Source organism: Oleiharenicola lentus (assembly GCF_051660365.1).
GTDB lineage: Bacteria > Verrucomicrobiota > Verrucomicrobiia > Opitutales > Opitutaceae > Lacunisphaera > Lacunisphaera lenta_A.
The window spans coordinates 1,191,748-1,212,001 of sequence record NZ_JBOZXB010000001.1; the positions used below are offsets into that span (position 1 = coordinate 1,191,748).

Annotated in this window: 19 protein-coding genes; 15 read left to right on the forward strand and 4 right to left on the reverse strand. The window is 60.4% G+C overall.

All coding sequences use genetic code 11. The features are described 5' to 3' along the window. The first annotated feature begins 3 nt into the window (after positions 1 to 3). The 13 genes from ACRRQW_RS04275 to ACRRQW_RS04335 all read left to right on the forward strand — a co-directional run bounded on the left by ACRRQW_RS04275 (position 4) and on the right by ACRRQW_RS04335 (position 13,988). Entirely contained in the window at positions 4 to 222 is a 219-nt protein-coding gene (locus ACRRQW_RS04275) for a hypothetical protein (RefSeq protein ID WP_438480020.1), read from the forward strand. A 164-nt stretch (positions 223 to 386) separates the two neighbouring features. Then, a complete protein-coding gene (locus ACRRQW_RS04280) occupies positions 387 to 1,577 on the forward strand; it encodes a PepSY-associated TM helix domain-containing protein (protein WP_438480021.1) in 1,191 nt (396 codons plus the stop codon). Between the two features lie 4 nt (positions 1,578 to 1,581). Continuing rightward, a complete protein-coding gene (locus ACRRQW_RS04285) occupies positions 1,582 to 4,008 on the forward strand; it encodes a TonB-dependent receptor (protein ID WP_438480022.1) in 2,427 nt (808 codons plus the stop codon). A 23-nt stretch (positions 4,009 to 4,031) separates the two neighbouring features. After that, entirely contained in the window at positions 4,032 to 4,718 is a 687-nt protein-coding gene (locus ACRRQW_RS04290; RefSeq protein WP_438480023.1) for a DUF4198 domain-containing protein, read from the forward strand. A 20-nt stretch (positions 4,719 to 4,738) separates the two neighbouring features. After that, positions 4,739 to 5,428: a PepSY-associated TM helix domain-containing protein gene (locus ACRRQW_RS04295; protein WP_438480024.1), complete on the forward strand. Its 690-nt coding sequence runs from the start codon at positions 4,739 to 4,741 to the stop codon at positions 5,426 to 5,428. A 9-nt stretch (positions 5,429 to 5,437) separates the two neighbouring features. Continuing rightward, positions 5,438 to 5,950: a DUF2271 domain-containing protein gene (locus tag ACRRQW_RS04300; protein WP_438480025.1), complete on the forward strand. Its 513-nt coding sequence runs from the start codon at positions 5,438 to 5,440 to the stop codon at positions 5,948 to 5,950. Between the two features lie 12 nt (positions 5,951 to 5,962). Further along, positions 5,963 to 6,883 carry a DUF4198 domain-containing protein gene (locus ACRRQW_RS04305; protein ID WP_438480026.1) on the forward strand — a complete coding sequence of 307 codons (921 nt, stop codon included), beginning with the start codon at positions 5,963 to 5,965 and terminating at the stop codon, positions 6,881 to 6,883. 81 nt (positions 6,884 to 6,964) lie between these two features. Continuing rightward, positions 6,965 to 7,960, forward strand: coding sequence for an FAD:protein FMN transferase (locus tag ACRRQW_RS04310; protein ID WP_438480027.1), 996 nt, complete (start codon positions 6,965 to 6,967; stop codon positions 7,958 to 7,960). A gap of 24 nt (positions 7,961 to 7,984) precedes the next feature. Beyond that, positions 7,985 to 9,193, forward strand: coding sequence for a DUF6607 family protein (locus ACRRQW_RS04315; RefSeq protein ID WP_438480028.1), 1,209 nt, complete (start codon positions 7,985 to 7,987; stop codon positions 9,191 to 9,193). Positions 9,194 to 9,254: 61 nt separating this feature from the next. Beyond that, positions 9,255 to 9,734, forward strand: coding sequence for a Dps family protein (locus ACRRQW_RS04320; RefSeq protein WP_438480029.1), 480 nt, complete (start codon positions 9,255 to 9,257; stop codon positions 9,732 to 9,734). Positions 9,735 to 9,813: 79 nt separating this feature from the next. Further along, a complete protein-coding gene (locus ACRRQW_RS04325) occupies positions 9,814 to 10,278 on the forward strand; it encodes a hypothetical protein (RefSeq protein WP_438480030.1) in 465 nt (154 codons plus the stop codon). A gap of 69 nt (positions 10,279 to 10,347) precedes the next feature. Beyond that, on the forward strand, positions 10,348 to 12,516 hold the full coding sequence (locus ACRRQW_RS04330) for a TonB-dependent siderophore receptor (protein WP_438480031.1): 2,169 nt from the start codon (positions 10,348 to 10,350) through the stop codon (positions 12,514 to 12,516). Positions 12,517 to 12,554: 38 nt separating this feature from the next. After that, positions 12,555 to 13,988 carry a PepSY-associated TM helix domain-containing protein gene (locus ACRRQW_RS04335; RefSeq protein ID WP_438480032.1) on the forward strand — a complete coding sequence of 478 codons (1,434 nt, stop codon included), beginning with the start codon at positions 12,555 to 12,557 and terminating at the stop codon, positions 13,986 to 13,988. A 25-nt stretch (positions 13,989 to 14,013) separates the two neighbouring features. Here the strand turns inward: ACRRQW_RS04335 and ACRRQW_RS04340 are convergent, their stop codons facing one another. Beyond that, complete coding sequence (locus ACRRQW_RS04340) at positions 14,014 to 14,319, reverse strand: hypothetical protein (protein ID WP_438480033.1); 306 nt, start codon at positions 14,317 to 14,319, stop codon at positions 14,014 to 14,016. A gap of 67 nt (positions 14,320 to 14,386) precedes the next feature. Next, on the reverse strand, positions 14,387 to 15,226 hold the full coding sequence (locus ACRRQW_RS04345; RefSeq protein ID WP_438480034.1) for an alpha/beta hydrolase: 840 nt from the start codon (positions 15,224 to 15,226) through the stop codon (positions 14,387 to 14,389). A gap of 135 nt (positions 15,227 to 15,361) precedes the next feature. Here ACRRQW_RS04345 and ACRRQW_RS04350 point away from each other — a divergent pair, with 135 nt between their 5' ends. Then, positions 15,362 to 16,873 (forward strand): peptide MFS transporter, encoded by a 1,512-nt coding sequence (locus ACRRQW_RS04350; protein WP_438480035.1) that lies wholly within the window; start codon positions 15,362 to 15,364, stop codon positions 16,871 to 16,873. 329 nt (positions 16,874 to 17,202) lie between these two features. After that, entirely contained in the window at positions 17,203 to 18,846 is a 1,644-nt protein-coding gene (locus ACRRQW_RS04355; protein WP_438480036.1) for a tetratricopeptide repeat protein, read from the forward strand. Positions 18,847 to 18,855: 9 nt separating this feature from the next. Here the strand turns inward: ACRRQW_RS04355 and ACRRQW_RS04360 are convergent, their stop codons facing one another. Beyond that, positions 18,856 to 19,293, reverse strand: coding sequence for a DUF4864 domain-containing protein (locus tag ACRRQW_RS04360; RefSeq protein ID WP_438480037.1), 438 nt, complete (start codon positions 19,291 to 19,293; stop codon positions 18,856 to 18,858). A 3-nt stretch (positions 19,294 to 19,296) separates the two neighbouring features. Beyond that, a complete protein-coding gene (gene ftsY / locus ACRRQW_RS04365; RefSeq protein ID WP_438480038.1) occupies positions 19,297 to 20,220 on the reverse strand; it encodes a signal recognition particle-docking protein FtsY in 924 nt (307 codons plus the stop codon). Positions 20,221 to 20,254: the final 34 nt, after the last annotated feature.

A 20,254-nucleotide genomic window follows, 5' to 3' on the forward strand; every position in this document is an offset into this window, starting at 1 on the left:
TTAATGTTCCACCGCCCGCTCACGCTCTCACTGCAACTGCCGCCCGCAACGCTTCGCGAGCAGCGCTTGAGCGTGCGCGTGGTGATCGCCGGGATTTTTTGCGGATTCGCTTTCATGCTCCTGCTCGCGGCGCTCGCCGGTGCGCAGCCCGCGCGCAGCACCGTGAGTTCGCCGGCGTCACCGAGGCACGCCGCCCACTCCTCTTCATTTTCCAAACCGTGACTCGTCCCCGACATTTTTTGTCGGGCCGCTTCCGGTTCGACTCTCTCACCCGCGTCGCTGACGCCGTATGCGCATGTCGTGGCTCGGAATCCACGTCATCGACGGCCCTGCGATGCGGGTGGGACTCTCTCTTTTAACGCGTTCGCCCTCTTTGTATCCTCCGCATGAAACTGTTTAAGAGAATCCTGTTTTGGGTTCACCTCGTCCTTGGCGTCGCCGGCGGCCTCGTCATCGCCATGCTCGCGCTCACCGGCGCGGCGATGGCCTTCGAGCCGCAAATTCTCGACTTGATCGAACCCCACGCGAACGCCGTGACGCTGATCGAGGGCGCGCCGCGCCTCACCGCGCAGCAGTTGCTCGACGGCGTAAAAGCAAAGTTCCCTGACAAAAGTCCTGGCGGCCTCGTGCTCTCCTCGGAACCGACGAAGCCGGTGCTGGTGCAAGTCGCCGGCGCGCACGCGGTGTCGGTTCACCCGCAGACCGGCGAAATCGTGAGCGAGCGCACGCCGTCGAATTTTTTCACAGTGATGCTCTTGCTCCACATTCGCCTGTCGTCGGGCGCCGTCGGCAACTGGATCGTCACGGTCAGCAATGTGTTTTTCATCCTGCTGTGCATCACCGGACTTTATCTCTGGTGGCCAAAGACGCTGCGCGCGATGAAGAGCGTCACGCGCTTCAACTTCAAATTGAAGGGCAAGGCGTTCCACTGGAACTTGCACAACGTCTCCGGTTTCTGGGCGCTCGCGGTGTTGTTCATTATTTCCGTCACGGGCCTCATGATGAGCTACCGTTGGGCGAGCGATATTTTCTACACGGCTTCCGGCGCGCCGAAGCCCGAACCTGCGCCGGTCGTGAAACTCGCGGACGGCACGCCGCGTTATCCGCTCAACGACGCCGTCGCCCAAGCCGACGCCATCGCGCCCGGCTGGGAAACCACCGCGGTGCTTCCGCCCGGTCGCCGCAGCGGCGCTTACACGCTCATCATCCGCGAAGCCGGCCACAGCGAGAACCAGCGCTCGCGCCTCTACCTGCACGGTGGCACCGGCGAAGTGCTGCGCTGGGATCAGTATAAAAACTACAGCCACGCCCGCAAACTCCGCAACTACGTGCTGCCGTTGCATCAAGGCTCCATCGGTGGCGTGCCCGGACGCTTCATCGCGTTCGCCGCGTGCATCACCGCACTCACGCTCGTCATCACCGGCTACGTGCTCACGTGGAAACGTTTCGCCGCGTGGCGGACCAAACGCGCAATCGCTCGCGTAAAACCAAAAGCCCGCGCGCCGGAAATTTCCACCCCCGACGAATTGCCCGCGCCTTCCGCGGCCTTCACCGCGTCAGCACCTACGACTCAATAATTTCATGTTAACGTCACCTGCACTCACTGCCCGCACGCTTCTTGGTGTGCTGGCGCTCATCAACGCCCCGATCCTCTTCGCGCAAACCACGCCCGCCAAAGAAGAGGCTGAAGTCTTCACGCTCGATAAAATGATCGTCGAAGGGGAATCGAAAAAAATTTCCCAAGCTTACACGCCGATGAAATCCGGCGCCGCGCTGCTCGACACGCCGGCGTCCGTCAGCATCGCGACGAAGGAACTGCTCGAAGCGCAAGGCGCGACTTCGCTGCAAGACTCGATCCGCAACATCAGCGGCTTGATGCACGAGGGAAATAATTACGGCATCGGCGACCAACTCGCCATTCGCGGCCAGTCCGTTTCCTACACCTACGACGGCCTCGACGCCGGCTCGGGCGGTTCGGGCGGCGGCTCGGGCGCGACCGTGCGCTCGCTCACAAACGTCGAACGCCTCGAAGTGCTCAAAGGCCCCGCGGGCACGCTCTACGGCATCGGCGCCGCGGGCGGCATTGTGAATCTCGTGGAGAAACGCCCGCAAGCGACCGCCGCGCGCAAATTCGAAACCTATCTCGGCCGCTGGAATACCTACGGCGCGCAACTCGATCTCACCGGCCCGCTCAGCGAAAAATTGAGCTACCGCGTGATCGCTTCGACGCGCGAAAGCGACGGCTACCGCAATTTCACGGAAGACCGCACGGAGCTTTATCCGTCGTTGATGTTTAAACCGAATCGCGACCACACGTTGCTGTTCACCGCCGCTTACATCGCGGACAAAGTGCAGGTCGATTCCAACGGCCACCCGGTGCGCATCTACGATATTCGCAGCACCGTGCCCGCGAACGTTCCCGCCGAGGACGCTACCCTGCCCAACATCCCGAACGGCCCCGGCGGCCTCCAACTCACCGACGCGCAACGCCAGCAACTCCTCGACAGTCTCGCCGCCGGCGACGGCGGCCAGCCCTATGACCTCGGCGAAGCGAGTCTCATTTCTCCGCTCACGCGTCCGACCGAAGGCGAAGAGTTTCGCGTGAAATTCCGCCACGACTGGACGCTCAGCGAAAACACCGCGTTCGCGCATTACGCTCAGTTCCGCTCCTACGAATCCGACTACGTCCGCACGACCGGCGCGTTCAATTATGTTTACTGGAATCGCACCAATGTGATCAACGCCGTGCCGCGCGCGCCGCTCGTGATCAATGGCGTGCTGTATCCGTTCGCGCTACGCCGCACCGAGTATCGCAAATTGGATTTCGCCGAGGACTCCGTGCAATATTTTGCCGAGGCGAAAAATCGTTTCGAATTTGCGAAGACGAAACACGAAGTGCTCGCGACGACCTACGGCGAATGGCGCGACTACAAAACGAAAGGCTGGAGCCTCTACGACGGCGACGACGCGCGCTCGGCCGCGAATCCCGTTCCCTACATTCTCGACATGCGAAACCCGAACTGGCCGACCGGTCGTTTCGAAGACTACGCGTTCGTGACGACCTCCGATTACACCAAAGACGTCACGGCTTACGGCGTCGGCCTGCAGGATGTCATCACGTTGCCGCACGACATCACCGTGCGCCTCGCGGGAGGTTGGAATCAGATCGATCAAGACTACGACAACAATTTCTTCACGGTCGGCGCCGACCCGATTCCCGTTTCGTCGAAAGACCAAGGTCTCCTCTACAACGCCGGCGTGAGCTGGCGCATGTTGCCGAACACCGCGCTCTTCGTTGCCGCTGCCCAAGGCCGCACCGCGCTCAGCGTGACGGGCTCTGTTGTCCTCACCAATCAACCGCCGGACAGCGAATCCGAAAATTATGAAGTCGGCGTAAAACAGGAATACCTCGGCGGCAAACTCGCGCTCTCGGCGGCGTATTTTGAAACCTCGCGCACCAACCTGCGTTACGCGAATCCGCTCTACGACAGCAACCCGTCGTCGCCGACTTATAACATTACCGTCGATCCTTTCCGCTACGACGGCAACGAGGAGACAAAAGGCGGCGAACTCGATCTCAACGTGAACATCACGCAGCGCTGGATGATCAATCTTAACGGCACTTACCAGGACGCGCACACGCAGCAAAATCCCGGCCTGGGCACCGTCACCGGTTTGAAGAAAGGCGTGCCGCGCGTCTTCGCTTCGATCTGGGTGCAGCACACGCTCGCGCCCAAAGTTTTCGGCGGAAAACTGACGCTCGGCGGCGGCGTGCGCCACAACGGTCGCCGCACGATCAACGACACGTCCTTCGGCATCGCGCAGGCTTACGTGCCGCGTTACACGACGGTCGACGGCATCCTGCGCTTCGACAGCGCGAGCTTCTGGTCGGTGCAAGTGAACGCCAACAACCTCACCGACGAGCGCTACTATGAACTCGCGCAATTCCTCGGCGGCCGCCCCGGCGAACCGCTCAACGCCACGGTCACATTCACCGCGAAATTCTAATCACGCAATCCCTGCGACTCATCATGAAAAAAAATTCGTTTTTCCGCCTCGCCGGCCTTGCGCTCGGCAGCTTGCTCGCGCTCGCGCCGTTCGCGCGGGCGCACTCTGTCTGGATCGAAGACACGCCGGATCAAAAACTCGTCCTCCGGTTCGGCGAAGTCGGCGAGAAGTATGAGAAATCTCCCGGCTATCTCGATGAACTCATCCCGACCGCCGCGTGGACCGCTGACCAGGACGGCAAACTCAACGCGCTCGTGGTCGAAAAAAAATCCGATCACTACCTGCTCGGCAAAGCCACACCCGCGAAACCCACGCTCGCCGAAACGAATTTCTTCGTGATGCAGCGAGTAAAAAATCCGGGCATCTGGCCCAATATGAACGTGCGCTGGCATCCCGCTGGCGCCACGCCGCCGGTTGAACCCGCGCTCACGCTCGATCTGTTGCCCACCGGCAAGGCCGGGGAAATCCGCGTTTATTTCCGCGGCCAGCCGCTTGCGGGCGCGACCGTGAAAGTGCTCGGTCAAGGCGAGGAAGAAGGCAAAGAAGAGAAGCTCACCTCCGACGCTGAAGGCCGCATTCAGTTCACTCCGAAAAAATCCGGCCTCGTCGTCTTGAGCTGCAACCACCGCGAAAAAGCCCCCGGTTACGCGCGCGGCAAAGCCTACGAACTCGCCAGCTACACCGTCGCGCTCAGCTGGCGGCAGCCCTGACGTGATCTCCGGCGATTGAAATGACTCCCGCTCATTCTTCCTCCGCGACCGCCAAAAGTTCGCCTTTCGCTCCGCTCGCGCGCACCCCGAGTGCACGTCGGGCGTTTTGGACGAAACAGTTTTATCTCTGGCATTGGGTCAGCAGCGCCTTCGCGCTCGCCGCGATGCTGTTCTTCGCGGTCACGGGCATCACGCTCAACCACGCGGGCAGCTTCAGCGCCAAGCCGAGGGTGAAACAAACCCGTGAAACGCTGCCCGACGATCTGCGCAAAACCATCGCCGTCGCCGACCACGAAGCCGCCGAAACCAAGCGCCCGCTGCCGGTCGAATTACGCCGCTGGCTCGACCGCAATCTCTCCGCCGATCCTGGCGCGCGCGTGGTCGAATGGAACGCCGATGAGATCTACATCGATCTCCCGCGCCCCGGCGGCGACGGCTGGCTGACCATCGACCGCGCTTCCGGAGGGGTGCTCAAAGAAACCACCACGCGCGGCGCGATTTCCTGGCTGAACGATCTGCACAAAGGCCGGCACACCGGCACCGTGTGGATTTTGTTCATGGATTTCTTCTCCGTCGTGTCGGTGATTTTCTGCCTCACCGGCCTCGCGTTGCTGTTCGTCCACGCGCGCCGCCGCCCGATGACGTGGCCCGTCGTCGCCGCCGGACTGCTGCTGCCCGTGCTGCTCATCCTGTTTCTCATTCACCATTAATTTCAAAATATGAACGCAAAATCTCTCACGAACATCGCCGCCGGACTTGCCGGCACGGCCGCCGCCGCCTCGGCTGCGCAACTCACCGCGACCATCGAGATTCCCCAGCTCAACGTCGCGGAATATCACCGCCCCTACGTCGCGCTCTGGCTCGAAGGCCCGGACAAAACCCACACCGACGTCGGCGTCTGGTATGACGTCAAAATGAAGAACGACGAAGGCGAGACGTGGCTCAAGGACCTCCGCCAATGGTGGCGCAAATCCGGCCGCGAACTCGATCTCCCGATCGACGGCCTCAGCGGCCCGACGCGGCCGGTCGGCACGCATGAAGTCAAAATTCCCGCGACGCTTCTCAACACACTCGTCGATGGCGAATACGTCCTCGTCGTCGAAGCCGCGCGCGAAGTCGGCGACCGCGAACTCGTGCGCGTGCCTTTCAAATGGTCGAAGTCCGGCCAGGTCGACACCGCCGTCCGCGGCCAAAAAGAACTCGGTAACATCACCCTCCGCTCCTCCCACTGATTTTCCCAACCTATGAACACCCTTCATCTCCTCACCCTCGGCGCCGCCCTTCTCGTCGGCGTTTCTTCCGCCCATGCGCATCGCGTGTGGATTCTCCCCGCCGTCACCGTCCACTCGGGCGCCGACCAGTGGGTTTCGTTCGAAGCCGCGGTTTCGAATAATTTGTTTTTCCCGAATCATCGGCCCGTGCAACTCGCGTCGATCGAAGTGAAAGGCCCGGACGGCGCGCCCGTTGAAATCGCCAATGCCACGGCGGGCGAAATCCGGAGTTCGTTCGAACTGCATCTCCAAAAACAAGGCACCTACGTCGTGTCGCTGAAACCAAGCCAGGGACGTCGCCCGATGGGCGGCGGCACACCCGCCGGTCCCGGCGCTCCCGCCAACGGCAATGTGCCCGCGCAAAAATCCGGCGGCCCGGGAGCCGGCGGCCAAGGCGGCCTCACCGGCACTTACGAAGAAAACGGCAAAACCGAACGCTGGCGCGGCACGCCGGAAACGCTGGTCTCCGAAGGCGTCACGAAAAAACCGAATTTTAAACTTCGCGAAAGCGGCGGTCGCAAAGTCGTGACTTTCGTCACGCTCGGCAAACCGACAACCGACGTGCTCAAGCCCGAAGGCAAAGGGCTCGAAATCGACTACGTCACGCACCCGAACGATCTTTTCGCCGGCGAGCCCGCGACGTTCCGCTTCCTCATCGATGGCAAGCCCGCCGCCAACGCCGAAGTCACCGTCGTGCGCGGCGACGATCGTTATCGCAACGAAGCCGGCGACGTCACCTTGCGCGCCGACGCCGAGGGAATCGTAAAAATCGAGTGGCCCGTGCCGGGACGCTACTGGCTCGAAGCCACCGCGACCGCCGCCGGCACGTTGCACGGCGCACCCTCCGAAAAATCGTTCACCTACATCGCAACCTACGAAGTGCTGCCGCAGTAAACGCCAGTCACTCAACCGCAGCCACCACCCAGGAAATGACACGTAATACGTGTCATGTTTTTCGGCTCACTTTTTTAAAGCATGTCTCGCCGCGTTTTGATTCCTCCCTCGCTTCCCCGTTCGCTGCCCATCGGCGGCGGAAATTTGGCGCGCGCGATTTGGGATTTTAGCGGCGCGACGATGGGCACGTATTGGAAAGCGCGCGTGGTGGAGTGCACCACACTCGCGCGCCCGGACGCTAAAAAAATCATCACGCATGCACTCGGCCTCGTCGTGGCGCGCATGAGTCCGTGGGAAACAGACTCCGACCTCGGACGTTACCGCGCGGCGCCACGGGACTCGTGGGTGTCAATCAGCACAGAGACATTCGTCGTGCTTTCACGCGCGCTCGAAGTCGCCGCGCTCACCGAAGGACGCTACGATCCGACTATCGGCCGGCTCACGGATGCGCTCGGCTTTGGCCCGAGCGGCAAGGAGCACGTGGTCGCGCTGGATTCATCCGTCGCGCAAATCGCACGCACTCACTCCGGCTACGCGCGCGTCACACTCGATACGACGCGATGCGCGGTGTTTCAACCCGGCGGCATGGAACTGGATTTGTGTTCGATTGCGAAAGGTTACGCCGTGGATCTCGCGATCGAAAAGCTGCGCACCGCCGGCGTGGAAAGTTGTTTCGTCGAAATCGGCGGCGAAGCGCGCGGCGTCGGTTGCAAACCCGACGGCCAGCCGTGGTGGTGTTTAATCGAACCGCCGCCGATCGCGGGCCACGCGTTGACGTCGATCGTTGCCGCCGCGTGCGATCTAGCACTCGCGACGTCGGGCAACTCGTTGCGCCCGCACATCGTTAATCCGCGCGCCGACGAATCGATCGAGCCGACGCTCGAAAGCGTCACGGTGCTCGCGCCGACTTGCATGGAAGCCGACGTGTGGGCCACCGCGCTATTCGTGCTCGGCGCGGAAGCCGGCGCGACGTTCGCGCAGACGCACGGACTCGCGGCGATGTTCGTGGAAAATCTTCCGGCACACGGGCACCGCGAACGCTGGTCGCCCCAGTTCGCAGCCTTTCTCGCTGAATAACCCTTTTCCATTTTTCTTTAACTCATGAAAATCGCCTCCGTTCTCACGCTCTGCGCGGCCGCCGCATTTGCGGCAGGTTGCCAACACACGTCCACGCCGCCGACTCCGCCCGCGACTCCCGCCCCGGTTGCGGCGGTCGAAACACCGGCCGCGCCAGCAGCAACTCCCGCGAAACCCGCCGTCGCTCCCGCGCCCGAAAACGCCACGTCGTATCTGTTCGGTTGGGGCGATGTCCCGACGAAAATCGCAAATCCGCGCGGCGGTTCTTCGCGCGGCGCGCCCGTGACGCTCGCGCCGGATCGCGCGTTACCGCTCGCGGAAGTCGCGAACGCGCGCGATGCGTTTGCCAAGGATCGCGCGGCGATCCTCGCGCTCGCGGGCGACTACAAAGTGACCTTCCACTTTATGGAAACCGTCGGGCTCACGGAAAAATATTCACCGAAAGCGCCGTATCATTCGTGGGCGACCGAGCAGGTGCGCGTGCTCGCCGACACCGGGAAGTTGATCAGCCTGCAACACACGCTCGTGATGTTCATGAAGAAAGACGATGGCACGATTTCCGAGCCGATGGTGATGAAGCATTGGCGTCAGGATTGGATTTACGAAGACACCGACCTGCACACGTTCCGCGGACAAAACACGTGGGCGCGCAAAACGCTCACCGCCGACGAAGCGCGCGGCACGTGGTCGCAAGCGGTGTTCCAAGTCGACGACTCGCCGCGTTACGAAGCGTTCGGCCCATGGACGCACAACGGCAATGTTTCGCAATGGACCGGCTCGCGCGAATTCCGGCCGTTGCCGCGGCGCGAACACACGACGCGCAAAGATTACGACGTGATGGAGGGCGTGCACCGCATCGTGCTCACGCCGACCGGCTGGCTGCACGAGCAACAAAATTGGAAACGCGTTTCCGGCGACACGAGCGTGGCCCCGACTTACGTGGCGCAAGAACTCGGCCTTGATCGCTACGATCGCATCACTGCGCCGAGCCTCGCGGCGGCGGACAAGTATTTCGAAAAGAGCGGCGCTTACTGGACACTCGTGCGCAAAGTCTGGGCGGAGGAATTCACCCGGCGCGACCGCTTCGTTTTCCTCGCCCGCAAAAATGGCCAGAGCAGCTTCGAAGCGCCCTTTGCTTACGCCGAAAAACTCGAAAAGGGAGAACCCTTCAATGCCGTTGAAGCGGAACAACATGCCCGCGCCAGCATCGAAGCTTTTATCGAGCAAAAGTAATCTTAATTTCGCCCAACCAACAGTTGCCAAACCCACCTCAACCACTACGTTCCCTCCAGCCATGAAAACCCTCTCTTCCGCCAAAGTTAAAACGAGCCCGGTCGTCGCCGGTCTGAACCTTTTGCTGGCCGACTCTTACGCGCTCATGGCGCTCTCGCACCACGCCCACTGGAATGTCGAAGGCCAGGACTTCTTCGCGCTCCATACCGCTTTCCAGACGCACTACGAAAACCTGTTCGAAGCCATCGATGAAATCGCCGAACGCACCCGCGCACTCGACGCGTATTCGAACGGCGGCCTCAAGGCCCTCGCCAAGGAATCCGGCATCGAAGAATTCCCGACCGGCTCCGTCGCCGCGAAGGATTACGTCGCCGGCTTGGTTGTCGCTCACGAAAAGACCCTCGCCGATGCCGTCGCCGTCCGTGACACCGCCGGCGCCGCGAACGATCTTGAGACGCAAGACCTCGTCATCGGTCGCATTCAATGGCACGAAAAGACGCTGTGGATGCTCCGCAGCTACTTGAAGCCCTCGCACGCCTAACCTTTCCAACGATGCGCCAGTCTTACCGCTGGCGCATTTCTTGAGATCCTTATTGAGACTGAGTTTTAATCCCATTCGCATGAGCCACCTTACGTTAGCCCCTGTTGAGACGACGATCACCCCGGTTCGCACCGTCGTTTCCTGCCCGCTTAATCACGGTGTCGCCACGCTGGACCACTTGCTCGCGGAGCTGATGGGGGACGCCGATTCGGCGGCGTTTGATGCCGCGCTGGATTTGCGCTGGCTGCTCGCCCACTCCGACGATGCGAATGCGATGGTCAGTGAGTTTTTCCGCCTGCGCGCGTTGATTGAAGAGCGTCACTACCTCGCCTGTTTCCGCCTGCGTCGCTGGCTTGAAAGCCAGCTCGTCGCGTGGGTTTCCGAGACGCGTCACTCTCCCGCCGTCTGCACGGAATTGAAGCTCGCCGGTTGCGTCGAGTCCGTCCGCGCCAGCTGTATCCGCCTTGCCCTCGAAGGTGCGCCCACGACGCCGTGGACACGCGTGCGTTTCGCGTTCAGCCGCACGGCGGCGATTGGCGCTTAACTTTTTTCCGCGAAATTCTTCGCGAACGACCCTGCTCTCCACCTGAGACAGGGTCGCATTTTTTACACCATGCAATCCGTAGTTAAATCGTCACTGCGCCTCGGCGCTCTCTTGTTCGTCACGCCCCTGCTGTGGGCTCAAACCGCTCAGACCCCGAGCAACTCCTCGTCGACGACCGACGACGGCGTCGTGCGCCTCGACGATTTCAAGGTCACCGATCAACGTGACGCCTACAAAGGCAACACCTCCATCACCGGCATGAAAACCGACACGCCGCTCATCGACGTGCCGGCACCAATTCAAGTCATTACGAAAGAGCTGATCGAAGACGTCGGCGCGCTCGACATCACCGATCTCTATCAGTTCATGGGCAGCGTCACCGAATTTTCCTACGGCGGCGTGAGCGCGCGCGGTTTCCGTCAGGAGCAGACGCGTTACAACGGCATCGCCGGCAGTCCGTTCAATGACTTCGGCATCCTCACGCTCAATAACGTCGAACAAGTCGAAGTCCTCAAAGGCCCCGTCGGCCTCCTCTATGGCGACAACGAACCGGGCGGCCTCATCAACATCGTCACCGCAAAACCCAAAGCCAAATTCGGCGGCTCGGTGAACGCGCGCGTCGGTAGCTACGACCTCCGTGGCGGCAGCTTCTCCGTCACCGGCCCCATCGATCAGAAGAAACGTTTTCTCTATCTCGTCAGCGCGAGCTACAACGAAAAGGAAAGCTTCCGTAACAACTACGGCCAGGAAGCGCTCAATCTCGTCGGCTCGCTCACGTGGGTCATTTCCGAAGCCACCCGTCTCAACGTCGAAGTCGAAGACGTAACCAACAAACAACCCGGTGCCCGCATCCGCGGCGTGCCGTTCCTCGCGTTCAGCGCGCCCGGCGTGCTCGCGCCGACCGGCACCAAAGGCGGTTCGTTTATCGCGCCGATCAGCCACTCGCCGACCGAGCCGACTGATTTCCAAAATCTTTTCACGACAATCTATAGCGCGCGACTCGATCACGCGTTCTCGAGCAATCTACGCCTGAATGCATTCGTTCGCTGGTATGAAAGCGAATCCGAGCAAGCTTACCACGAAGGCAACTTGATGGTCGGCCCGGCCTTCGTCGAACAACTGCGCGAATTCCGCCACCAGCTCCGCCTGAACGACGAACTCGCGTGGGCCGCCAACGTGATCGGCGATTACGAAATCGCAAAAACCACGCACAAAATTCTCGCCGGCGTGGACTACTCGAGTGTGAACCGCGTATTCTACTCCGTCGCCGTCGCCCAAGCCAGCGTCGCGCGCATCAACGTCCTTAATCCTGTTTACGGCGTCAGCGGCCTCACCGACGACTCGGTGCCATTCGGCGCCGCCGTGCCCAACGACACCGACAAGATCCGCACCGGCTATTACGTGCAGGATCAAATTTCGTTCGGCGAAAAATGGCGCCTCGTTCTCGGTGCACGTTATGAAGATTTCGAAGACACCCGTTTCCGCCCGACCACCGATTCGTTTTCCGATAGTGTCTTCACCTACCGCGGCGCCGTCGGCTACAAGATTCAACCCAACGCGCTCGCCTACTACAGCTATGCGATGGGGTTGAAGCCGCAAACGCTCGGCAGCGAAGACCAGAACGGCCCCTTCCCTCCACAGGAAAGCCTGTCGCACGAAGCCGGCGTCAAATGGGACATTTTGCAAAATCGCCTCAGCCTCACCGCATCGATCTACGACATCACCAAGACCAACATCCTTGAACGCGATCCGACGCCCGGCGCCCCGACCAACTGGCTCGCGCCCATCGGCGAAGTTACCAGCCGTGGCTTCGAATTCGATGCGAGCGGCCAGCTCACGAAATCGTGGAATCTCTCTGCCAACTACGCCTACAACGACACCAAGGTCACCGACGCCGGCACGTTCGGCACCGCCGTCGGCAGTCGTTTCCCGAATGCTCCGCGCCACAAATTCGGCGTGTGGACGCGCCATAATTTCCTGAAGGACGACAAACTCGGCGTCGCCGTCGGCGTGAATTACGTCGGCGCGCGCGAGAACTTCACCGGCGTGCAGGATTTCCCCGCCGCTTCCTACACGATTTATAATGCCGCGCTTTACTACCGCTGGAACCAGGTTCGCTTCGCCCTCAAGTGCGAGAATATCGCCGACAAGGTGTATTCACGCAGCGTGCTCGGCGGCGAAGGCCACTTCCCGGGCACGCCGAGAAATTACACTTTCACGACGTCCTACAGCTTCTAAGGTTTTCCTTACGCCGCCTCGCGCGGCGTAATTTTTTAATGAAAACCAAAACGCTCTTTAACTGGCACCTCTGGCTCGGGTTGGTCACGGGCGTTTTCATGTTCATCATCGGCGGCAGCGGCGCCGTCGCGGTTTTCATCGAGGAAATTGACTGGCTCGTGACGCCCGCGCTGCGCGCTTCCGCCAAACCCGGCCAGCCTCGCGCCGGCATCGACCGCATTGTTTCCACGGTGCGCACGACGTATCCCGGCGACCGGCTGACCACCCTGAATCTTTCTGAACGACCTTCGTTTGCGCACGTCGCGAAAGTGCAGTCGAAGGAGCGCGGCAACCTCGATGTGTTCATCGATCCCGTGACCGGAAAGATCAACGGCGACCGCGAATACTCGGGTGCCTACACGTCCACGCTGCGCAATTTCATCCGGCAACTTCACCTGCGTTTATTCATGGGCTTGTGGGGCCGTGTTTTCGTCGGCGTGTTCGGCGTGACGCTGGTGTTGTCATGCATCACCGGATTGTGGATTTATCGCGGCTGGATTAAAAACCTCTTCCGCTTCCGCTGGAATTCCGCCGGAGCACGCGTGCGCTGGTCGGATTTACACAAACTCGTCGGCGTGTGGTCGCTGGCATTTAATATCCTCATCGGCGTCACCGGCGCGGTGTTTGGTTTCGAAAATCTGACCAACCAGATTCGCTCTAAATGGCTGCGCCCCGCGTCCACGGCGGAAGCCGCCGCGCAAAACCCGCGCGCCCGCGAACCGCGCCCAGCCGCACCCACCACGCCACCGCTTCCACTGGAAACGATCCTCGCGAAAGCCCACGCCGCATTTCCCGAACTCACCGTGCGCTCGATCTCGTTTCCCAATCAGGCCAACGGACCGATCGCCCTTCAAGGCGATGTGCCGAGCGCGCTCGTGCAGCAAAGCCATGTGCGTCGCGCAAATTCGATCACGCTCGATCCCTACACCGGTGAAGTGCGCCGACAAGTTGATGGTCGCGACGCCAGGGGCTGGAGCCGCCTCTACTCGAGTTTCGATCCGCTGCACTTCGGTTACTTTGGCGGCATCCCGACAAAAGTAATCTGGTTCGTGCTCGGACTCAGCCCCAGCGTGCTCGCCCTGAGCGGCACGTGGCTGTGGTGGCGGCGCACGCGCGCACACCGCACGCCGCCAAAAAAACTCCCCGCATCGACCCCTTCGCCGCACGTCAAATCCATCACGTGGATCGTCGCCGGCCTCACGCTCATCGGCGCGTATGTCCTCGTCTCACGCGCGCAAGGCAGTTGGGCCTTGTCTGGAAAAACCATCGAGTTCGGCCTCGCCAAACCCGTCGCGCTCGCGCTCGTCGCCTTTCCAGTTTCCGGATTCCTCCTGTGGCTGGCGCTCCGATCTCAGGCGCATCGTCTCAAATTTGCGGCTACCGCCACGCTCTGCAGTGCGTGGTATCTTTTGCTGGTCTCGCTCTTTCAGTGACGAGGCGCGCTCCCGCGCGGCCCGTTTAGCGCATGCCGAAGAAAATCGCGGCCAACCACATCAAGCCGTGCACCGAGACCGCATAAAATGGAAGATTCAGCAGCTGCCGCACGATGTTCGGACGGTTTTTGTCGGCGATTTCGCGGCCGGAAAAAATAAAACCGCACACCCAGGCCACTGGCAGTGAGAATAAACTGACGGACAAAATTTTCGACCAGAGCGCAAACTTCTCCGCGTTTGGCCCGTGGGCAATCACGCCCAGCATAAACACGGAAATCGCCATCGCGGCCAACATCATCAAACCACCCAGCACAAGCAGGAGAATACGCATAAATTAGCGGTATAAGTTCAGCACCGTTTGTCGACTCTCACGGGAAATTATCACGCAAAGCGGCATGTCATTTCTTGGGCAACGCCCAGCGCAAAAATTCGGGCAACGCGAGCGCCCACGTGGCTTCGTTGTGTTCGCCGCCTTCCATTTGGAGGTAATTCATGTCTTTGCCGGGCACGAAGCCTTTACGCTCAAGCTCGTCCATCAGCTCGGTGGTATCCTGGATCGCATCGATCACGCCATTGTTATCGCGATCGTCGGTTTCGTCGCGCGTGCCGGCTTCGAACCACAGGCGTAACGCCGGCTTTGCGCCGAGTTCGCGCACATTGCGGTGCGCGATGCGGCTCACTTGCTGGCCAATCAAACTGGCGCTGTCGTCGCGCCACCACAGTGAACCCGAAAAAATTCCTGCCACGCCAAAAATACTTGGCCGGCGCAGCACGGTATCGAACGCACACAGCCCACCCATCAACGCGCCAAAAACTCCCGTGCGCGCGGCTTCTTTTGAAACGTTGAAATTTTCGCGCAGCCACGGCAACGCAACGCCTGCGAGCAACTCTTGGAACGCGCGCGCGTGTTTCCCGCGGCCCGCAAAATCCACGCCGCTGGCCGTGCCATATTCGTCGATCCGCTCGGCGGAAGCCGGCACCGCGGCCACGACGACCGGCTCGATCTGGTTCAAAGCGACGAGTTCGTTGAGCGTTTCGGCGAGCCTCCAGTGCGGCATCATTTGTCCATCCAAGGCGAACAAGAGTGGATACGCTTTCGCACGCTTTGCCGAGTAGCCGGGTGGCAGGTAAATTTGCAGGGTGCGCGGAGCGAGGCCTCGCACCGAAAGTTCGGCGCTTTCTTCGACGCGGACTTCGGCGGAGGGTTTGCGGCGCAGCCAGGCAATACGCGCGCTCATGCTGCGCCGCCCTCGATGAAGTGAATGTGTGCTCCCACCATTGCGCGGCCATAGAGCGATTTTCGTGCCGTTTGTCCACCTCCGCCATGGCTCCGCTCTTGCCCTTGTCATAATTCCCCGCCGGAATCGCGCGCAATGAATCCAAAATCTGCTCCCGTCGCCGAGATGCCGGTGCCTGTCGAAATGGACACTGGCGGACTTGGCGGACACCCCCGCGGCCTCACTACGTTGTTCGTCACCGAAATGTGGGAACGTTTTTCCTACTACGGCATGCGTGCCTTGCTCGTGCTTTTCATGACGCTGGGCATCGCGGAAGGCGGACTTGGCTTCAGTGATAAAAACGCGTTCGCGGTCTACAGCACTTATACGATGAGCGTGTATTTGCTGAGCATCCTGGGCGGATACATTGCCGATAATTTTATTGGCGCGCGCCGGGCCGTGTTGTGGGGCGGAACTATTATTGCGCTCGGGCACTTCTCGATGGCCCTGCACAGCCAGATCACATTTTTTGCCGGTCTCGCGCTCGTGGCCCTTGGCACCGGTTTGTTGAAGCCAAATATTTCCACCATGGTGGGCAGCCTCTACAGCCCAACGGACGAACGCCGTGACGCCGGGTTTTCTATTTTCTACATGGGGATCAACATCGGCGCACTGGCGGCATCGATTGTCTGCGGCTGGCTCGCACAGAGTGAACAGTTCAAGGGCATCCTTGCCAATTTCGGTCTCGATGCGCGCAACAGCTGGCACTGGGCATTTGGTGCCGCGGGCGTCGGCATGACGCTCGGCTTGATCGCTTATATCCGCCGTAGCGCAACCGTCGCTCATGTGGGCCACGCCCCCGCCCTGGAAGGCGCCGGCCGGCCGTGGGGTAAGCTCAGCTTGGTCGTGGCGGGCTCGCTGGCTTTGATTGGGGTGATGATTGCAGCCGACCATTACCGCTGGATCGTTTACGCGCTGTTCATCTCGCAGATCGCGCTCATTTTGTTTTTCGCGGTGCGTCCTTCGACGGAAAGCCGCCGGATCGCCGCCATTCTAGTGTTCTTCCTCGCTGCGCAAATTTTCTGGGCGATCTTCGAACAAGCCGGTTCTTCCGTTTCGCTGTTCGCTGACCGTCTCACGGACAACCGTATTTTCGGTTGGGAATTTCCTTCTGCGTGGTGGCAGTCGGTGAACTCAGCGTGGGTCATCATTCTTGCCCCGATCTTTGCGTGGCTATGGACGAAACTCGGCAGCAAACAACCGTCGAGCCCGACCAAATTCGCGCTCGGCCTCTTCTTCGTCGCGCTCTCTTTCGTGTGGATGATCCCCGCGGCCCGCCTCACGGCGGAAGGCCGGATCAGCCCGATCTGGCTGCTGGGTTTGTATTTCTTCCAAACCGTCGGCGAGATGTGTCTCAGTCCGGTCGGATTGAGCACGATGACCAAACTCGCCCCGGCCCGCTTGTTGGGACTCGTGATGGGGATCTGGTTCCTCGCCGCGGCGCTCGGCAACAAACTCGCCGGCGTGCTCGCCACTGGGTTCAACAGCGAAGATGCCCCCGCGCTCGCCAAATTTTTCTCCAATCAAGCAATCCTCGTCGGCGTAGCGACGCTGGCCTTGTTCGCCCTTGTCCCGTGGGTGAAGCGCCTCATGGGCGGCGTGCGCTAACTTCATCTTTCCCATTTCAGTTCAAAAAAAAGGCGCGGACATAACGTCCGCGCCTTTTTTCTACACCTGCAAACCATTGCAAAAAAATGGGGGGTTCACGCGCATTCAACGGGCCAGTCAGACACGCGCGAACCCCTTTTGGTCACCTTTCACACCCGTTGCCGGTTGCGAACTGCGAACCAAACAAAGCCACAACTCGTTCCGAATGCGGAGAAACCAAACCGCCTAAAAAAAGGTGTTTTCGCAAAATCTTATATTTAATTTCAAAACCGCCCCAGCGCCGCGAAATAAATCGACTTAACTGCCCCCGTGCTTGGCATTGGCTTCGTTTGGATCCGCTCAAAGCCAATGCTCCCCGCTTCGACCCCAACTCCGCCGAATATCGGCGGAAATTGTGGACGCGCGTCGAAGAGGCTGACGGCTCCACCTCCCGAGTTTTTTTCTGGAAGCGGATTTTGTCGGTGCTCGCCCTCCTTGCGCTGGCAGGGTGGCTGGCGCTCAGCGGCGCGGTGTTTGCTTTTGTCAAAATCCGCCATGAATTTACCGAGGCTAGCTACCTGAACATCGTGTGGCCACCCAACTGGCCCAAGCACCGCGAGTCGCTGGGCCGGTTCTACATCGCGCGGGCCAAGGCCGCGCTGGAGAAAAAAGATTATTCGGAAGCAGTCACGTTTTACGGTGCGGGGATTGCGCGTGCCCCCAAAGATATCACCTCCCGCCGCGAACTCGCCGTTTTGTTCCTGCGCTTCGGCGATCCCGGGGCGTGCTTGAACCTGTTAAAAGCCGGCTTGGAACACGCGCTCGATGATCTCGAATACCTCAAACTCACCTTCAGCTTGCTCAGTGAAATGCGAGCCGACGCCGAGATCATCGCCCTGGTTGAAAAATACCTGCCCGCCACGGTCGACGACCGGATCCAAAACCAGTTTCTCGCCCTGCAAGCGGCCCAAGCCCACTACTATCGCGGCAACTATGACGCCGCTGAAAAAATCGTCACGGCGTGGCGGCTTGGGCGCAGCCTCGAAGGACAATTGCTGCTCGCGCGCTGCGACTGGGAACGCGGCTACCCCGAACTTGGGATCGTCCGCCTCGAGCAGCAACGCGCCCTCTTCCCCAATCGCGACGAGCTTCCGCTGCAGTTAATCCGCTTCTACCGCGACTTGGGACGGCAAGAAGAAGCGCTCAACGAAGCGCTCTTGCGCCACGTTGCCGATCCGGCAAGTCCGGGTGCGCGCGTGGATTTAATGTATTCCTGGCGCTACAAAAACGACCAGGTTCGTTACTCGCGCGAACTGGATTCCTACCTTCACGATTATTCCGGCGATGCCCAAGCCTTGTTACTGCTGGCTTGGTTTGCGGCCGACACTGGCGAATTGGATCTCGCGAAACGCCTGCATGCGCTCGCGACCGAGCGGGGCTTTAATATTTATCCGTTCGATCTTGTCATGATCCAGACACTGATCGCCCGCGGCGAATACAAGCCTGCGCTCGAAAAATCCGAAGCCGCGCTCGCCGGCCCCTCAGGTAAAGACCCGCGTTTCACCGCCGTGATTTCCGGCCTGCGCGCGCTCGCCGCATTTGGCGCCGGCGATCCCACGAACGGTGAAGTTTACCTGAAGGCGTTCCTCATCCGCGACTATCTTCGCGCGAGCGACGCCCTGCTGCTGGCCGAGCGCCTCGATGAAATCGGCGCGCGCAACCAAGCTCGTAACGTGCTCGAAACCGCCGTCAAAAACGACCCAGCCAACCAGGCCGCCCTGACCGCGCTCGTAAAACTTGAGATCTCCGCCGACGGCCTTGCCGCTTTGGAAAACTACGTGCCGCAGCTCCTCGCCATGCGCAAACCCGCGCGCACCGTGCTGCAAGAAGCTTATCTAAAACTCGACGACGCCACGCCCGCGCGCGCCGCGTTGCGTCAGTCCATCAAAGCTGCCGTCGAGAAATCCCCGGAGATGCCCGCGCCCGGCGCGTAAGAATTTCGGTTAGATGCTCCCGCGCGCCGGCTTTTGCTCCAGCACCACGCCGGCAATGCGCCAGCCCGCTTCCTCCTCAACCAGCCAGTAGCGATAATAAGTGTTTCTTTGCAGCGCATCCGTGACCGTCACCGCCACCTGCGCCTCACCTTGGCTGTTATCACGCACGATGCCGACATCGAACGCCTGATGGCGGAGTAGCGAGGGATAACCGCGCCGGATCATCGCCGCAAACACGCGTTCATTGAACTGCCGTTTGATCCCGAGTGCCGCGTAATCATAAGCGGTCGCAAAGTCCTCCTCACGCAACGCCGCCAATTGCCCTTCCACCACCACGCGCACCTCGTCGCGAATTTTCTTCGGACTCACCCGCGATTCCTTTTCAGCAGCGCCCACAGAAGTCGCCCACACCAGCGCGCAAAGCATCCAGTAAAGCCAGCGCTTCATAAGTTACGAAGCTTCGATGCCAAACACGGCCTTCGAGTAATTCTCGATGGAGAACGGTTGCAAATCATCCGGCTGCTCGCCGAGACCGATGAAATAAATCGGGATCTTCAACTGCCGGTAAATGCCCACGATCGCTCCACCGCGACTCGTGCCGTCGAGCTTCGTCACCACCAACCCGGTCAGCCCAAAACTTTGGTGAAACACTTTCGCTTGCTCGATGGAGTTGGAGCCAAGCGAACCATCCACGACCAGCCAGCGATGATGCGGCGCAGCCGGGTCTGTCTTTTGCAGCACGCGGCGAATCTTCGCGAGTTCCTCCATCAAATTCGCCTTGGTGTGCAAGCGCCCCGCTGTATCGACAATCAACCAGTCATGCCCGCGCGCCTTCGCTGCCTGCATCGCATCAAACGCGACCGCCGCCGAATCCGCGCCGGTGTGGCTCGCGACAATTTCGATCTTTAAGCGATCCGCCCAACTCTTGAGCTGCTCGACCGCCGCCGCGCGAAACGTATCGCATGCCGCCATCACGACGGTCTGGCCGTCCTCTTTAAATTTGTGAGCAAGCTTCGCCGTGGTCGTCGTTTTGCCGGAACCATTCACGCCGATCATCGCAATCACCGTGGGCTTGTTCGCCGCCGGCACGAGTTTCCCTTCGGAACCAGCCAGCACGCGTTTTAAAACCGTCACGCCAATCTGCGCCGCTTGCTGACCCTTCAATTCGGGATCCTTGCGATAGGCCGTTTTAATTTCCTCTAAAATCTCCGTGGTCGTCTCCACGCCGAAATCGGCTGTGTAGAGCGCCTCCTCCAATTCATCGAGCGAAGCCGCGTCGATCTTCCGCCCGCCAAACAACCCCGACGTCTTCGCCGCAATCGCCGAAAACGTCTTCGTCAGACCGTCCTTAAATTTTTTGAAAATGGAAAACATGAAACTCGGAAAAGTTATTTATATGGAAATCAGG

Coding starts and splice junctions, on each gene's coding strand:
- ACRRQW_RS04275 (WP_438480020.1), top strand. CDS start 4: ATGTTCCACCGCCCGCTCACGCTCTCACTGCAACTGCCGCCCGCAACG.
- ACRRQW_RS04280 (WP_438480021.1), top strand. CDS start 387: ATGAAACTGTTTAAGAGAATCCTGTTTTGGGTTCACCTCGTCCTTGGC.
- ACRRQW_RS04285 (WP_438480022.1), top strand. CDS start 1,582: ATGTTAACGTCACCTGCACTCACTGCCCGCACGCTTCTTGGTGTGCTG.
- ACRRQW_RS04290 (WP_438480023.1), top strand. CDS start 4,032: ATGAAAAAAAATTCGTTTTTCCGCCTCGCCGGCCTTGCGCTCGGCAGC.
- ACRRQW_RS04295 (WP_438480024.1), top strand. CDS start 4,739: ATGACTCCCGCTCATTCTTCCTCCGCGACCGCCAAAAGTTCGCCTTTC.
- ACRRQW_RS04300 (WP_438480025.1), top strand. CDS start 5,438: ATGAACGCAAAATCTCTCACGAACATCGCCGCCGGACTTGCCGGCACG.
- ACRRQW_RS04305 (WP_438480026.1), top strand. CDS start 5,963: ATGAACACCCTTCATCTCCTCACCCTCGGCGCCGCCCTTCTCGTCGGC.
- ACRRQW_RS04310 (WP_438480027.1), top strand. CDS start 6,965: ATGTCTCGCCGCGTTTTGATTCCTCCCTCGCTTCCCCGTTCGCTGCCC.
- ACRRQW_RS04315 (WP_438480028.1), top strand. CDS start 7,985: ATGAAAATCGCCTCCGTTCTCACGCTCTGCGCGGCCGCCGCATTTGCG.
- ACRRQW_RS04320 (WP_438480029.1), top strand. CDS start 9,255: ATGAAAACCCTCTCTTCCGCCAAAGTTAAAACGAGCCCGGTCGTCGCC.
- ACRRQW_RS04325 (WP_438480030.1), top strand. CDS start 9,814: ATGAGCCACCTTACGTTAGCCCCTGTTGAGACGACGATCACCCCGGTT.
- ACRRQW_RS04330 (WP_438480031.1), top strand. CDS start 10,348: ATGCAATCCGTAGTTAAATCGTCACTGCGCCTCGGCGCTCTCTTGTTC.
- ACRRQW_RS04335 (WP_438480032.1), top strand. CDS start 12,555: ATGAAAACCAAAACGCTCTTTAACTGGCACCTCTGGCTCGGGTTGGTC.
- ACRRQW_RS04340 (WP_438480033.1), bottom strand. CDS start 14,319: ATGCGTATTCTCCTGCTTGTGCTGGGTGGTTTGATGATGTTGGCCGCG.
- ACRRQW_RS04345 (WP_438480034.1), bottom strand. CDS start 15,226: ATGAGCGCGCGTATTGCCTGGCTGCGCCGCAAACCCTCCGCCGAAGTC.
- ACRRQW_RS04350 (WP_438480035.1), top strand. CDS start 15,362: ATGAATCCAAAATCTGCTCCCGTCGCCGAGATGCCGGTGCCTGTCGAA.
- ACRRQW_RS04360 (WP_438480037.1), bottom strand. CDS start 19,293: ATGAAGCGCTGGCTTTACTGGATGCTTTGCGCGCTGGTGTGGGCGACT.
- ftsY (WP_438480038.1), bottom strand. CDS start 20,220: ATGTTTTCCATTTTCAAAAAATTTAAGGACGGTCTGACGAAGACGTTT.